We start from the raw sequence: 14,524 nt of genomic DNA, 5'->3' as shown, positions 1-14,524 counted from the left end.
CATAGTGTGCGTCATCGTAACCTATCGCTGGAGCCGACGATGGCCAACACAGACGACGCCAAGGTTGAAATCAACACCCCCTACGACGTTCAGGGGCTGATTGTTACACCCCTCGGCAGTTCGCGCAGCAGTGACAATTACGACCACGTCCGCCGCTTCATGGCCAAAGTTTTCTTTTTGCCCGACACTCCGCAAAACAAAAAATTCCGCAGCAGCCTGCGCGAAGACACGCTGCTCAACATTCACAGCTATATGACCGATAGCGATGTTGCCCGGATCAATGAATGCGGCAACACCATCACCTTTGAAAAATTGAGCGTGACATTCAACGCCCTCGGTTATCCCGATGCCGTTGACCTGCGCACCGCGTGCCAGACACCCGGAACAAAATCACATGTGCTTCACGTCGAAGCCACACGCAAGGCCGTCATGGGGCGCGACATGCCCAGCCCATGCGACACCTGCACATGTGAAAAAGGTAACCGTAAACCCCCAAAGACGGATTACAGCTACGAACTTTAACCCCACAGGAACGGAGCACACACCATGGAAGGTATTTCTGATCACTACAAGGCATTGCAACAGCAACAAGCCGCAGAACAACAAGCCCGCCAACAAGCCCTGATTAACGCCCGTGGAATTATCCTTCAGCCCATCGATCCGCCCAGCAACATCGTCGAACGCGATCCGCACGGGAATGTCCGCCTGATCCGCCACGATTTCACCGCCAGCGTTTTCTACATTCCCGACACACCCGAAAACGCTGCAATCAAAAAAGTCCTGAACGAAAACGACCGCGTATCTGTCTCCTCTCTCCTCCCCCGCGATATGGTTGAACAGGCCATGCAACACCCCGGTACGATCACGTTCGATCAGCTGCAGTTTGAAATGCCGAAATACAATTCCATCCGCGTTTCCCACCATTCGCAAAATCTGCCCAAGGCGTTCGACGCCCGCAATGCATGCGAGATTGATGGAACTGCGGCGTTTAACGCCCACGCATCAAAATCCATGTTTGGCAAAGGCACATCGCCCTGTGGCGATTGCGCCTGCAACCGTGGCCCGGGATACAAACCGATGATCCACCGCCAAATCAACCCGTAACCAAAACGATACAAATATAAAAAAGGATTGATACCACCATGTGTAACGCAAACGATATCACCGACGACCTGTCCAGCATCATTGTCCAACCAACGATGCTGACCTCTCCCGGCAACAATTATGGTGCGCACCAGATTGGCGACAAAAAACGCACCTTCCTGGCCCATATCTTTTACCTGCCGGCATCCCCGCAAAACGACAAACACCGTGCCGCTCTGCCTGATGGGGCGGTTGTGCATGTCCACAGCTTCCTGCCGCCGGACACGGTTGACGCCGTCATGCAATCCAATACAGCTAGAACCATCACGTTGGACGAGGTGAAGGTGACCTTTACCAATAACGGCCTGCCGCAAATTATTGATACACGCGATGCCGCCGATATTCCGGGAACCGATGCCTATAAAAACCGGTTCCGGACCATGAATATCACCCCGCCGACAATACCTTAAGACCCAACGGCCCTTGCCAAGGGCCAGATCCGGTCCATATCATAGACGGGCGGTCCCTCGGGGCCGCCCGTTTAATATAAAGGACAAGGAAATCCCATGGCTTACTGGCTGGTCAAAAGCGAACCCTTCGTCTGGTCCTGGGACCAGCAGGTGAAAAAAGGCGTCGAGGGCTGGAACGGCGTGCGCAATTATCAAGCCGCCAATAATCTCCGCGCCATGAAGAAGGGCGACGAAGCCTTTTTCTATCATTCGAATGAAGGCAAAGAAATCGTCGGCATCGTCACGATCGTCCGCGAGGCGTACCCCGACCCGACCGATGAAAAGGGCAAGTTCGTGATGGTCGATGTCAAAGCCGATCGCGCCATGCCCAAACCCGTGACCTTGGCCGTCATTAAGGACACCCCGGCGTTACAGGATATGGCCCTGGTCAAGCAATCGCGCCTGTCCGTGTCGCCGGTCACCGCCGCCGAATGGAAAACCATCTGCAAGATGGGCGGCCTGAAATAACCCCTTGATATAAGGTTCTGCGTATTATGTCGTTGCGTGATGTTCTTCTCAGCCTGCTGGTCATCGTCATTTGGGGCGGGAACATCGTTGCCATTAAAATCGGTGTGAACCAAGCCGAACCGCTGACCTTCATCACGCTGCGCTTTGCCCTGACCACTTTGGTCTTCCTGCCCTTTATCAAATGGCCAGGGTGGGATGTGGCGAAAAAGATTGCCGAAATCTCTTTCTATATGTGCGTCCTGCACCAGGGGTTCCTGTTCGTCGCCATGAAGATGATGGATGCATCGACCATGGCCATTCTGCTGCAATCACAAATCCTGTTCGCGACCCTGCTGGGCTGGTGGTTGCTGGCGGAAAAAATCGGCTGGCGCACATGGGGCGGGATCGCCCTTGGCTTTGCGGGCTTGCTGGTCACGCTCAAGGGGCCGGATGTGGCCGGGCACCCGCTGGGTTTTGCCATCACCATGGCCTGCACCATCGCGCTGGCGTTCAGCTATATCCGCATGCGCCAGTTAAAAAGCGTCCACCCCGCCACCTTTATCGCCCTGACCAACGGCTTTGCCGTTCCGTTTGTGTTGATCGCCTCGCTGATCATGGCCCCGGCCGGATGGACACAAATCGCCGCCACCGACTGGTCCCAATTGGGCGGCGCGATTGGGTATCAGGTCGTGCTGGTCAGCCTGTCGCACATCCTGTGGCAAGCCCTCCTCTCCCGCAACGAGGTGGCCAAGGTCACATGCTTTATCCTGCTGATGCCGGTGGTGGCGATTATCCTGTCCGCCATGATGCTGGGCGAACAGATTGATCAATCCTTGGTGATTGGCGGCGCCCTGACCCTGTCCGGCGTCGGCATCATCGCCCTGCGCAAGGCACAGAAAGCGCAACCGATTGAGGCCGATCCAGTTTTATAAGCGAACACGTCGCCGCCCACATGCTATGCAAAATAATTATGTCCGTTGCCAACGCAAGAAAAAGCTTGGCAACACAAGTCTTTTTGCATCGCACAAAACCCCAGCCTCCCCCCGGCTTTAGGGCTGTGTTACAAATTTTGGCATAAAATAAGAATCCAAGACATTTTCAGACGTTTTCAGGGGCTATTTCGCCATGTCGTCAACCGCCACAAAAAACCCAGCCGGAGTCGCAATGACCAAGGAAATTTTTCAACCCAGCGCCGCCATCACAGCCAAGGCGCATATCACCGCCGCACAATATGATGCGTTGTATCAACGCTCCATCACGGACCCGGACGGTTTCTGGGGCGAGATGGCGGAGCGGATTACTTGGTTCAAAAAACCGACGAAGATCAAAAACACCAGCTTCAACAGCCCCGTATCCATCAAATGGTACGAAGATGGCACGTTGAACGCGGCGCATAACTGCATCGACCGCCATTTGCCCGCGCGCGCGAACCAAACCGCGCTGATCTGGGAGGGGGATAACCCGGACGAGAGCAAGCACATCACCTATGCCCAGTTGAAGGATGAAGTGTCCAAATTGGCCAACGCGCTGAAGGCCCGCGGCGTGAAGAAAGGCGACCGCGTCACCATTTATATGCCGATGGTGCCCGAAGCCACCTATGCCATGCTGGCCTGCGCCCGCATTGGTGCGGTCCATTCCGTTGTGTTTGGTGGCTTTTCGCCTGATTCATTGCGCGACCGCATTCTGGATTGCGATTCCAACATCGTGATTACGGCGGATGAAGGATTGCGCGGCGGCAAAAAAGTGCCGTTGAAGAAAAACACTGACGAAGCCCTGAAATCCTGCCCCGACGTGTCCACGGTGATCGTGTTAAAACGCACTGGCGGCGATGTGGCGTGGGATTCGAAACGGGATGTGTGGTGGCATGATATTGTCGATACGCAAAGCACCGATTGCCCGTGCGAGGAAATGAACGCGGAAGACCCGCTGTTTATCCTCTACACCTCCGGCTCCACCGGAAAACCGAAGGGCGTATTGCACACCACCGGCGGATATATGGTGTATACAAGCCTGACCCACGAATGGGTGTTTGATTATCAGCCGGGCGAAATTTACTGGTGTACGGCCGATGTGGGCTGGGTCACCGGGCATTCTTATATCGTCTATGGCCCGCTGGCCAATGGGGCCACGTCGCTGGTGTTTGAAGGTGTGCCGAATTACCCGGATTTCTCGCGCTTCTGGCAGGTGATTGACAAGCACAAGGTCAATATTTTCTACACCGCCCCCACGGCCATCCGGTCGCTGTTGCGCGAAGGCGATGAATGGGTGAAGAAAACCAGCCGGTCGTCCCTGCGCATTCTGGGCAGCGTGGGCGAACCGATCAACCACGAGGCATGGATGTGGTATAACAGCGTGGTTGGTGAAGGGCGTTGCCCCATCGTTGATACCTGGTGGCAAACCGAAACCGGCGGCCACATGATTACACCGCTGCCCGGTGCCATTGCCACCAAGCCGGGATCGGCCACCAAACCATTCTTCGGCGTCGCACCGGAAATTGTCGATGGCGAAGGGCATATTATGAACGGCCCGTGCGAGGGCAATTTGTGCATCAATGATGCCTGGCCCGGCATGATGCGCACCGTGTTCCGCGACCACGCCCGGTTCGAACAAACCTATTTCAGCACGTTCAAGGGCAAATATTTCACCGGTGACGGGTGCCGCCGTGATGAAGACGGGTATTACTGGATCACGGGCCGTGTGGATGATGTCATCAACGTATCCGGCCACCGGTTCGGCACGGCGGAAATTGAATCCGCCATCAACGAACATGATTGCGTTGCCGAATCCGCCGTTGTCGGCTTCCCGCACGATCTGAAGGGTCAAGGCATTTATGCCTATGTCATCCTGAACACCGGGCGCGAACCGAGCGAAGAGATGAAAAAGGAAATCGTTCAGGTGGTGCGCAAGATCATCGGTCCCATCGCCACACCGGATGTGATCCAGTGGGTCAGCGGCCTGCCCAAAACACGGTCAGGCAAAATCATGCGCCGCATTCTGCGCAAGGTTGCCGCCGGTGAGATTGATAGCCTGGGTGATACATCCACACTGGCCGATCCGGCCGTGGTGGATGAGTTGCTTAAGAACCGGCAAACGCCGACATAGACCCGCCGGGCTGTGGCCCGAAGGATGCTTCAGCGAATGCGGCGGCAAAGGTTCTTTGGCGCCGCATTTGTTTTTGGATGCCATCAAATGGGTTGTGTGCGCTCAGGCCCGCATTGATTCCGTTCATCATCATCATGGCAAACAAAGCCATGGATGGATCGGCGTTGTGCTGCTCCGCTTCCATTTGCTTGCGCATGCGCAAGTGGAACGCGTTCAGACGATCCCAGAATTTTTGTTTGGTTTCGGCCAGCTCGGCTTCACGCTCTTCGTCCAGACGCAGAAGCATCGACTTCACCGCGGCCTGCACCGCGTCGTCTTCACGCGCTTCCAGCAAGCGGGTCAGATAGGCGCTCTTCGCGCTGTCCATCATGTCGGCGGCGATTTGCGCCATCGGGTCTTTGGCCCCGCGCTGCTTTTCCAGCCGTTTGAAATGAATTTCGGCATCCAATGCCTGTTTGTGCAGATGGGCCAGCAAACTGTCGACGGCGCGCAAGGCGCGTTCTTCGTCGTGACCGGATTCTTCCTGACGAATTTCCGCATCGCGTGCATCCAGATACGCGTCGAGACGTTGCGACATCTGGATCATCGTATGGTTGAGCGAAACGGGTTTCATCTAATCCTCTTTTTATGGTCTTCCTGTTCGCTGTCACGATATAGGGAAAATATAAACAATCGGTAAATTCACCCGCTGCCCAAAGGCCGCAGAAATCCACCACTTTCCCATAATTCTGATTTTTCCTTGCGCCAGAGCCGTTTTTTGGGTAAGGTTTAAAAAAATGTTAATAAATTAACAGTAGCGTTAAAGAACAGGATGTTGATATGTCGGGATTGAAAAGAACTTTCAATGAAAACTCCACCGGGTCCCATATTGGGGACCGCATGCTGGCGCGTGCCGATGCCGGCCAATCCCGTTACAATCCGGACCAAATGTTTCTGCTGGTCGCCAGCGCGCTGATGCGCTCCCGCTTTATGTCCGACGATGATCAAGCCGTTATGAAGGAACTGGCCGCCTTTGGCGAAGCCTATAATGATACGCCGAAGGCTGTGCGCATGTTAAACACGCTGGCGCGCCTGGCCGAAGTTGAAGTGCGCTTCCGCGACGAAGCCACGATGAAGCGCCCAAACGTGCCGCAACATCTGACCATCAACTAATTCACAAAAATCACGTACACAAAATTACGTATCCAAAATTACGGGGCCAATCGGTCCCGTAATTTTTTCAGCCATTGATCCACACCCGTCCGGCCCCGCACCTGTGCATTGCGCTGTTCTGTGCGTTCGGCAATCTTGTCGGCATAATACGCGGCACGATCGGTCCGCCCCGCCCGCTGGTTCATCTGCGCCAGCATGCCCAGATATTGCGGTGGGGCGTAAAGTTCCGCCACGTGCCAGCGCATCACATCCTCCAGCACCGCAACAGCCTGATCCACCCGCCCGGATGTGGCATAGACCTGTGCCAGGCCGACACGCACTTCAAAATTCAACGGATCCAGCGCCAGGGCCTCACGCAAAATTTCCTCCGCCATGGCTACACCGTCCGGTTCTAACACACCGGATGCGGCGTAGGTGAGCAACGCCTTTTCGTTCCGGTAATACGCATTATAGGGGTTGAGGGCGATGGCCCGGTCATACCCGGCCACGGCCCGGTCATAGACGGCGCGCGGGTCCTGTCCGTCCAATACATCTTTATTCAACCGCAACCGTGCCGCCACCGCATCAATGTAATGCACACGCCCATAAGAGTCCGGAGCCCAACCATGCGCGATGGTCAAAAAACGTTCCGCCGCCCGGAAATCGTTGCGCCCCAACATCGCATGTCCCCGGTCAGTGTAATAGATTCCCACCCCGGCCCGGACACACCACATGGCGGTCAAAACCAGCCCAGCCATGACACCGACGAAGATCGCACGGCGCATAAAGGGCATTTTGAATGACAAGGTAAAACGATCACGCCCCAGAGATTGTTCCGTCGCCGCATACCACACGGCCAGAAGAACCCCGGCCGGAATTAAAAACACGGGCATATAAAGTTGAAAACTGAGATGCGCGTTCAGCACCAGCACCAGCAAAGACGCCGCCGGTGCCAACACCGCCATGCGTTGCCCCATATCACGCGTGGCCGACGCCGCCATAACCGTACGCACCGCAATCACACCCAGCAACAGATAGAAGAAGATCAACGCTGGAATGCCCGTTTCAACAGCGAATTGCAACGGGTCCAGATGGACGAAATATCCATCACTGGTGTCCCCGAATGGACGCAGGGCGGCATACGATAAATAAAACGATGCCAATCCCCCCATCCCCGTCCACGGATGGTGCGCCGCCATCGACAACGCCGTGGTCCAGATCAGATAACGTTCATTAATGCTGGCCTTGGAATCCCCCAGAATGCCGCCAAAACGCGTCGCAATCGTGGTTGCATCATTCAGATAGGCGCATAAGGCAAACCAGATCGCCCACGCCACCACCAATGTCAGAATAAACGCCCCGATCCGCTGGCGTGTTTGCGGCGCGCACCAGAGCGCCATCACCACAATCACCGCCCCCGCGGCCAGAAACCCGCCCCGGCTCTCCGTCATGGCAATGGCCACCAAGCCCAGCGCCACCATCGTACCGCCCGCCACCATCACCCGCCCCGTCCCGCGCAGGAGCATGGCCAAGGCAAAGGGCACACCCATCGCGATAAACGCACCCAGGTCATTGGCGTTCAGGAAGGGGTGATGAATGCGCCCGCCCGCCAGATCGGGCAGCACCGCGGCCTGAAAAATCGTCCACACGGACAACGCCGCGCCCAGCCCCGCGAATACGCGCACCAGCGCAGGTAAGATTTTATCATCATGATCGTGGCGCAATGTGAGTGTGAAAAACAACGCCGGAACCAGCAGCAGCATGGCGGTGAAGGCCCCGCTGACAAACATCACATCGGCCCGGAACAAGGCCAGCCCGATCCAGCCAAAGAACAGCAAAAGGGCAAGGCTCAGCGGTGCCCACGGCAAATCCCACCGGGCATCCCGGCGCACATTATTCCACACGGGCCAGAACGCCAGAGCCGCGCACAGCCATGCCCCGCCCAAAACCGGCGCGAACAAGGCCTGTTCAATCCCACGGAAAAACATCGCCAGCACGACGATGATGCCAAACAAAGCGGGGATGAGAAGGCGGGGCAAAATATGCATCATGAAAAACCCGTCGAAAAAGAAAAAGCCGGGGAAGAACCCCGGCCTTTATTGTGTCGCTTTTTACACTGAATGCAAAGACGGCAATTATTCCATACCGAGCGCGGCTTTGTATGTTTCCAGCAGCATTTCCTCTTCGCGGCGTTTATCCAACGCCACTTTGCGCATACGGATAATTTTGCGAATGGTTTTGGTGTCAAAGCCAACGGCTTTGGATTCTGCGTATACGTCCTTGATATCTTCGGCCAGCGCGGTTTTCTCTTCTTCCAGACGCTCCAGACGCTCGATAAACGCCTTCAGGCGCTTGCCCGTTACGCCGTCCACTTCGCGCGTGCCATCATCGGACCCAACGCTTTTCAATTGTGCTTCTGCCATTTTCAAATCCCGTTACAAAGACAAATACATGGACCAGAGCCCGTTTGCATAAAACGGGTCGTCTGCGGTCACAGATGGTGGTTAACGAGGGCGATCTTAGCCCAAGGGGGTGTCGGGCGGAAGGCCGCGATTCGATTCATCCGCCATAATTTTATGCACCACCCCGGCCAGAATTTCGGCCCAGGATTGCTGGTCTTTATCGTTCTGGATCAGGTTGTTACGAATTTCGACCAGGGCATGGGGCCACAAAAACTGCCCATCCACCCCGTCACCATGCCCCCCGGCATGGCGGTCCAGCGTGCCAAAACATTGTTTCCGGCTGTCATAGGGTTCGTTATCCCCGACATTCAAGCCAAGGGCCCGCAAATGGCCGATCATGGCCCGGGACATGGGCCAATCCTCCCGCCATAACACGGCGCATTCCCATGGCCGCGGCGTGCCGAAAAAAACGGGGGTATAGCTGTGCACCGCCAACAACATCGGGCGCCCGCCATGATCCAGAACGGATTCGATGACATCGCGCACCGCTTGATCGAAGGGTTTATAAATTTCGTCGATCCGTTGTGCCTTGTCCGCGTCGCTCAAACCCACATTGCCGGGAATGGGTTTACCCTCGCCCGTGGTCGGGAATGTTGTTTCGTGGTCGAGCGTGCGGTTGATATCCACCACAAGACGGGAATAATTCGCCACAATCGCAGGCGCATCCAGCAGGCGGGACAGATGGTCCGTCACACCGCGCGCGCCAATATCAACGGCGTAATGACGACCAAAATCATCATCATCCAGCCCCATGCGCCCCAAGGCCGCAGGCACGACGTTTCCAGCATGTTCGCAGATCAGGATGCAGTCGCTGCGCCCATCAGGATTGAGAATTTCAAAGGGCGGCGGATCGCCCGCCTGTAATAATGAACGCATCGTCTGATCAGTTTTTACGCGTATTGGCGTAGACTTCCCATGTTTCGATTAAAACACCATTTTCAAGGCCGCCGATGGCCACACGGCCGATTTGCAGGCGCACCAGCAAGCGGCGTGTTTCCTTGATCTGGGTTGAGCTTTTCATGAACTTTACGTCCTTGTCGAAAAAGCTGATCATCACCGGGATTTCAAACAACCAGCGATACCGCCCATTCACCACACCTTCGTTCAACAGAAACGGCGCTTCCTGCACAAAGCCATTCATCTGCAGATGGCCGGTTTCCATGGCCTGAATCAAATTGGCATTTTGGACCCACGCCTGAAACTGCGCCAACCCTTCGGGCGTAAAGCCCGTCGCCAGATGCTTGATATGGTCCGGATAGGATGCCGGGCTGAACGACATGGTTTCGGCCACGGCCCGGTCCAGCCATTTGGCCAGCTCGTCCTGATTCCGATGCGGAACATCCAGATTTTTCCCGACCGTTTTGTCCAGCTCGCTGACACCGATGCCAAATTGCATCAGCGGTGTCGGTGCCACAGGCGGCAAGCTGGGGTCGGCAAACGGCGCACGCAGTGTTTCAGCAGGAGCGGCGCTGGTGTCACGATCCTGAAAATATTGCGGGAACATCGCTTTGATTTTCGCGCCTATGGATTCAAAAAATCCTGCCTTCTCCGCAACGGGCTGCGCCCCCGGTGGCAGGGTGTTGCTGGCATACGTCAACGGCATACCCATCAGCATTCCAGCCATGGCAGCGGATAATACAGCGATATGCATGGATTTCTTATTCATGCCGAATGTCCCTTCCCGGATCTTTTATTATTGTCTTTTTTCCCGGGCATGATGCGGCCCATCATTTTGCCCAGCGTCATAATACGATCAATGCGACGATCAATAAACTCTTCCAGCGCCGCGTCATCATCGCCGGAATGATTCAGCCATGCCACCGTTGCCGATGTCAGAACACCGCACAACAAGGCCCGTTTGGTATAGCGGTTATAATCGGTTGCAATATCCCCGGCCCAATCCCAGATGCAGTCCGCCGTGCGCCAGACACATTTCGCCGCCATCGTCTGCCGTCCCGGCACCGCCCACCAGGTCGACGCCATGCGCACCTGTTCCTTCCACGGGGCCAGACCGTTAAACCGGGCCAGCAGGGCCGCGCGGATGCGGTCACGCACGCGCAGATCCTCCGGCGCGATGTCCGCCAGCGCATCAATCATCGACGCATCGGCCCAATCGGAAAAATGGGCCACGATATCCGCCACGCCACCCGGGAACACGGCCCGCACCAACGCCGGGTCTTCGCCCGCGTTTTTCAGCGCCGTTTCAAACGTGGACACCGCCCAGCCGTCAAACACCACATCGGGCAGTCCGGTGAGCAGAATATGGTCGCGGTGCGTATCAATCTGGCGGGTCATGGGAAAAGCGGTCCATTTATATATTTCAGAGAGTTAGAGTGGCGTGCCCCCGCGCGCTTTTCAAGCCATAAATCAGTGAAATTATGGATATAAACCGGAAATAGGGCTGGACTTTTTTGCCAGTCCCGCCACATTGCACCCATGGCACAGGATCCGAAAAACAAATCGAAAAAATCCAATGACGGCGGCAGCAAGATCGCGAGCCGCGCCGCACGATACGCCAAAGTCTCCGGCGCCGTGGCCGGACTGGCCGCCAAAGTTGCGGGCGAGCGTTATCTCGGCCTCAAGATCGAGCGCGAAAAACACGCCGAAGAATTGTTGCTGGCTCTGGGTGGGCTGAAGGGCCCGTTGATGAAGGTCGGGCAAATTCTGGCCACCATTCCCGAAGCCCTGCCCCCCGAATATGCCAACGCCCTGCGCCAGTTGCAATCCAACGCGCCCCCCATGGGCTGGCCGTTCGTGCGCCGCCGGATGAAAACGGAACTGGGCGCGGATTGGGAAAGCCGCTTTAAATCCTTCGAACATGACGCCGCCGCCGCAGCTTCGCTGGGGCAGGTCCACCGCGCCGTTTTACATGACGGCACACGCGTGGCCTGCAAACTGCAATACCCCGACATGCAATCGGTGATTCAGGCGGATTTGAACCAGCTGAAACTGATTTTCTCGCTGTACGAAAAATACGACAAGGCGATTTCAACGAAATACATCCATGACGAACTGTCCGCCCGGTTGTTCGAAGAAATGGATTACGCGCTGGAGGCCCGCCACTGCAAACTCTACAGCAATATGCTGAATGATGAGAAGGCCGTTCATGTCCCGCGCGTCATTGACGATTTATCGACGGACCGCCTGCTCACCGCCACATGGCTGGACGGTGAAAAGATTCTGGATTACGTCGACGCGCACGCCGATACACGCAATCAAATCGCCCTGAACATGTTCCGGGCCTGGTATGTGCCACTGTATTATTACGGCGTGATCCATGGCGATCCGCATTTGGGCAATTACACGGTGCGCGATGACCTGTCTATCAATCTGATGGATTTTGGGTGCGTCCGCGTCTTCCCGCCTAAATTCATCGGCGGCGTTATCGACCTGTATCACGCATTGATGACCGATGACACGGCCCGCGCCGTGCATGCCTATGAAACATGGGGTTTCAACAATCTGTCCAAAGATCATATTGAGACGCTGAATATCTGGGCCAAATTCCTGTACGGCCCGGTGATGGAAGATCGCGTCCGCCCGATTGGCGAGGTCACCAACGGCATCTATGGCCGCGAAACCGCGACTGAGGTCCATGAACGCCTGCGCTCTCTCGGCGGCGTCACCGTCCCGCGTGAATTCGTGTTTATGGATCGCGCCGCCCTCGGCCTCGGCTCCGTCTTCCTGCATTTGAAAGCAGAAGTAAACTGGCACCGCCTGTTCAACGAAATGATCGCCGATTTCGATGTGGCCGCATTGGAAAAACGCCAAAAGGCCGCATTGAAAAAGGCCGGGTTGAACCACTCATCATAATAGCGCATCAATAAGAATGGGGCCTTTCATGAAATTTGGATATACCATCATTTATGTCCCCGATGTTCAAAAAGCCATTTCGTTTTATGAATCTGCTTTTGGCTTGAAATTGCGCTTCTTGCATGACAGTAACCAATACGGCGAGCTTGAAACAGGCGCGACAGCCCTAGCCTTCGCATCAGAAGACATGCACACAATCAATGGCATTGAAGCGACTCTCAATCGTCCATCAAACAAAGCAGCGGGCATCGAGATCGCATTGGTTACAGAGGATGTGGTCACGGCACATGCGCACGCTGTTGCCTCTGGGGCTACCGAAATCACTAAGCCCGATCAGAAACCATGGGGACAAACAGTGTCATACGTTCGCGACCTGAACGGTGTTCTGGTGGAAATTTGCAGTCCGATTGAATAAAAATGGGAAAAATGGCGCGCCCGGCAGGACTTGAACCTGCGACCCTTGGTTTCGGAAACCAATACTCTATCCAGCTGAGCTACGAGCGCTTCTTCGAAAAGACGGCACAGGAGTAACAAAAAAGCCCACCCAAGGCAATTCAAAATCTTGAAAAGCCCTGGATTCCACTAAAAACACCCTGAAAAATCAGCGCATTGCCCCGGATTCCCATCCGCCGCCCAAGGCCCGGAACAGGGTAATGGCCGCCGTATAGGTCGCCAGCCGCGCCGAACGCGCCGTATCATCCGCCGACAGCATCGAGCGTTGCGCATCCAGCAGGGTCTGAAAGTCAATCAGCCCGGCATCATATTGCTTCACCGACAATTCCCACGCGCGGCGTGATTCCGTCGCCGCGATATCCAGTGCCGTTTGCCGTTCACCGGACGCACGGATTGCGGCCAGCGCGTCCTCCACCTCCTGGAACGCGACCAGAACGGTTTTGCGATAGGTTTCGGCCAGCTCCATTTGCCGGGCCGTCGCCTGTTCCAATCCACCTTCCAAACGCCTCCCCTGAAAGATCGGCGCGGTCAGGGCGGAGGCCAGCGACAAGGCGGTGGCCGTTGGATCGCCCAGCGGGCTGGCCGCCACGCTCCAATCCAGCCCCAGATTGAGTGACGGATAAAACGCCGCGCGGGCCGCGCCGATATTGGCATTGGCCGCGATCAACTCCATTTCGGCGCTGTAAATATCCGGACGACGGATCAACAAGTCCGAGGGTTGCCCCGCCGCGATAGCGGGCAAGGTTACACCCGACAGATCCTTTGCCTGCACCGCCACTGTTTGCGGTGGCTGTCCCAACAAAACGGCCAGTGCGTTATACGCATTCACGCGCTGTTCGCGGATGCTGGCCAATCCGGCTTCGGTGTTGGCGACGATCGTTTTTTGTTGCGCCACTTCCAACCCGGACACAGACCCGGCATCCTCACGCGCCTGCACGATGCGCAGGACTTCGCGGGAAATTTTCAAATTGCTTTCGGCAATATCAATCCGTTCGTTCAAATTCAGGATGGTGAAATAGGTGGTTGCCACATCCCCCATCACGGTCAGGGCCAGCGCCTGCCGGTCGGCCACAGCCCCCTCGACATTCGCGGTTGCGGCATCGACCGCCGCCTGATTGGCGCCGAACAAATCCACCTCATACGCCACACCAACCCCGGCGCGGCCAGAATTTTCGGACGTGGTTTTCCCGCTGGTCGGGTTGTTGCGGGACCATGACACATTGCCCGATCCATCCATCGACGGGTACATATCCGCCCCGGCGATTTTCAGGCTGGCGCGAGCCTGTTCAATGCGGTGAATGCCCGCACGCAAATCGTTGTTGTTTTCCAGCGCCCGAATAATCAGCGCGTTCAGTTCGGTTGAATTAAAATTTCCCCACCAATCCGCCGTTACATTCACACCGGTTTTGGCATCAATATGCCAGGCCGCGGGCGTGCCCACATCGGGGCGCGTATAATCGGGCGTCAGCGAACAGGACGACAGGGCCAGAGCGGCAACAGAGACCAATAAAAAACGTTTCATCC

16 protein-coding genes and 1 tRNA gene are annotated in these 14,524 nt (G+C 56.1%); 9 read left to right on the top strand and 8 right to left on the bottom strand.

Annotated elements, in window-relative coordinates:
• Nucleotides 1-39 precede the first annotated feature (39 nt).
• The 6 genes from A11S_RS01955 to acs all read left to right on the top strand — a co-directional run bounded on the left by A11S_RS01955 (nt 40) and on the right by acs (nt 5,141).
• Entirely contained in the window at nt 40-522 is a 483-nt protein-coding gene (locus A11S_RS01955; protein WP_015466805.1) for a hypothetical protein, read from the top strand.
• 24 nt (nt 523-546) lie between these two features.
• A complete protein-coding gene (locus tag A11S_RS01950) occupies nt 547-1,104 on the top strand; it encodes a hypothetical protein (protein WP_015466804.1) in 558 nt (185 codons plus the stop codon).
• A gap of 38 nt (nt 1,105-1,142) precedes the next feature.
• The gene (locus A11S_RS01945; protein WP_015466803.1) at nt 1,143-1,553 is read left to right on the top strand and encodes a hypothetical protein; all 411 of its coding nucleotides are present in this window, start codon (nt 1,143-1,145) and stop codon (nt 1,551-1,553) included.
• A 96-nt stretch (nt 1,554-1,649) separates the two neighbouring features.
• Entirely contained in the window at nt 1,650-2,060 is a 411-nt protein-coding gene (locus tag A11S_RS01940; protein WP_015466802.1) for an EVE domain-containing protein, read from the top strand.
• 26 nt (nt 2,061-2,086) lie between these two features.
• Complete coding sequence (locus A11S_RS01935) at nt 2,087-2,971, top strand: DMT family transporter (RefSeq protein ID WP_015466801.1); 885 nt, start codon at nt 2,087-2,089, stop codon at nt 2,969-2,971.
• A 232-nt stretch (nt 2,972-3,203) separates the two neighbouring features.
• A complete protein-coding gene (gene acs, locus A11S_RS01930) occupies nt 3,204-5,141 on the top strand; it encodes an acetate--CoA ligase (RefSeq protein ID WP_015466800.1) in 1,938 nt (645 codons plus the stop codon).
• On the opposite strand, the gene A11S_RS01925 is transcribed toward acs, so the two are convergent.
• Entirely contained in the window at nt 5,116-5,754 is a 639-nt protein-coding gene (locus A11S_RS01925; RefSeq protein WP_015466799.1) for a hypothetical protein, read from the bottom strand. The genes acs and A11S_RS01925 overlap by 26 nt on opposite strands.
• 206 nt (nt 5,755-5,960) lie before the next feature.
• Between A11S_RS01925 and A11S_RS01920 the strand changes: the two genes are divergently transcribed.
• Nucleotides 5,961-6,293 (top strand): hypothetical protein, encoded by a 333-nt coding sequence (locus tag A11S_RS01920; protein WP_015466798.1) that lies wholly within the window; start codon nt 5,961-5,963, stop codon nt 6,291-6,293.
• Nucleotides 6,294-6,331: 38 nt separating this feature from the next.
• On the opposite strand, the gene A11S_RS01915 is transcribed toward A11S_RS01920, so the two are convergent.
• From A11S_RS01915 to A11S_RS01895, 5 genes are all read right to left on the bottom strand, one after another.
• Nucleotides 6,332-8,323 (bottom strand): O-antigen ligase family protein, encoded by a 1,992-nt coding sequence (locus A11S_RS01915; protein WP_015466797.1) that lies wholly within the window; start codon nt 8,321-8,323, stop codon nt 6,332-6,334.
• 84 nt (nt 8,324-8,407) lie between these two features.
• Nucleotides 8,408-8,695, bottom strand: coding sequence for a DUF2312 domain-containing protein (locus tag A11S_RS01910; protein ID WP_015466796.1), 288 nt, complete (start codon nt 8,693-8,695; stop codon nt 8,408-8,410).
• A gap of 96 nt (nt 8,696-8,791) precedes the next feature.
• Nucleotides 8,792-9,610, bottom strand: a complete 819-nt coding sequence (locus A11S_RS01905; RefSeq protein WP_015466795.1) for an N-formylglutamate amidohydrolase — start codon at nt 9,608-9,610, stop codon at nt 8,792-8,794.
• A gap of 7 nt (nt 9,611-9,617) precedes the next feature.
• A complete protein-coding gene (locus tag A11S_RS01900) occupies nt 9,618-10,400 on the bottom strand; it encodes a DotI/IcmL family type IV secretion protein (protein ID WP_015466794.1) in 783 nt (260 codons plus the stop codon).
• Nucleotides 10,397-11,029: a COQ9 family protein gene (locus tag A11S_RS01895; protein WP_015466793.1), complete on the bottom strand. Its 633-nt coding sequence runs from the start codon at nt 11,027-11,029 to the stop codon at nt 10,397-10,399. The genes A11S_RS01900 and A11S_RS01895 overlap by 4 nt, the downstream gene beginning before the upstream one ends.
• A 141-nt stretch (nt 11,030-11,170) precedes the next feature.
• Between A11S_RS01895 and A11S_RS01890 the strand changes: the two genes are divergently transcribed.
• The gene (locus tag A11S_RS01890) at nt 11,171-12,547 is read left to right on the top strand and encodes an ABC1 kinase family protein (RefSeq protein WP_015466792.1); all 1,377 of its coding nucleotides are present in this window, start codon (nt 11,171-11,173) and stop codon (nt 12,545-12,547) included.
• Between the two features lie 28 nt (nt 12,548-12,575).
• Nucleotides 12,576-12,962, top strand: coding sequence for a VOC family protein (locus tag A11S_RS01885; protein ID WP_015466791.1), 387 nt, complete (start codon nt 12,576-12,578; stop codon nt 12,960-12,962).
• Nucleotides 12,963-12,974: 12 nt separating this feature from the next.
• On the opposite strand, the gene A11S_RS01880 is transcribed toward A11S_RS01885, so the two are convergent.
• Both A11S_RS01880 and A11S_RS01875 read right to left on the bottom strand, forming a co-directional pair.
• A tRNA-Arg gene (locus A11S_RS01880) sits at nt 12,975-13,051 on the bottom strand.
• A 97-nt stretch (nt 13,052-13,148) separates the two neighbouring features.
• Nucleotides 13,149-14,522 carry an efflux transporter outer membrane subunit gene (locus A11S_RS01875; protein WP_015466790.1) on the bottom strand — a complete coding sequence of 458 codons (1,374 nt, stop codon included), beginning with the start codon at nt 14,520-14,522 and terminating at the stop codon, nt 13,149-13,151.
• Nucleotides 14,523-14,524 lie beyond the last annotated feature (2 nt).

Source organism: Micavibrio aeruginosavorus EPB, assembly GCF_000348745.1.
GTDB classification, from domain to species: domain Bacteria; phylum Pseudomonadota; class Alphaproteobacteria; order Micavibrionales; family Micavibrionaceae; genus Micavibrio; species Micavibrio aeruginosavorus_A.
This window is presented reverse-complemented; position numbering and strand designations above follow the sequence as displayed.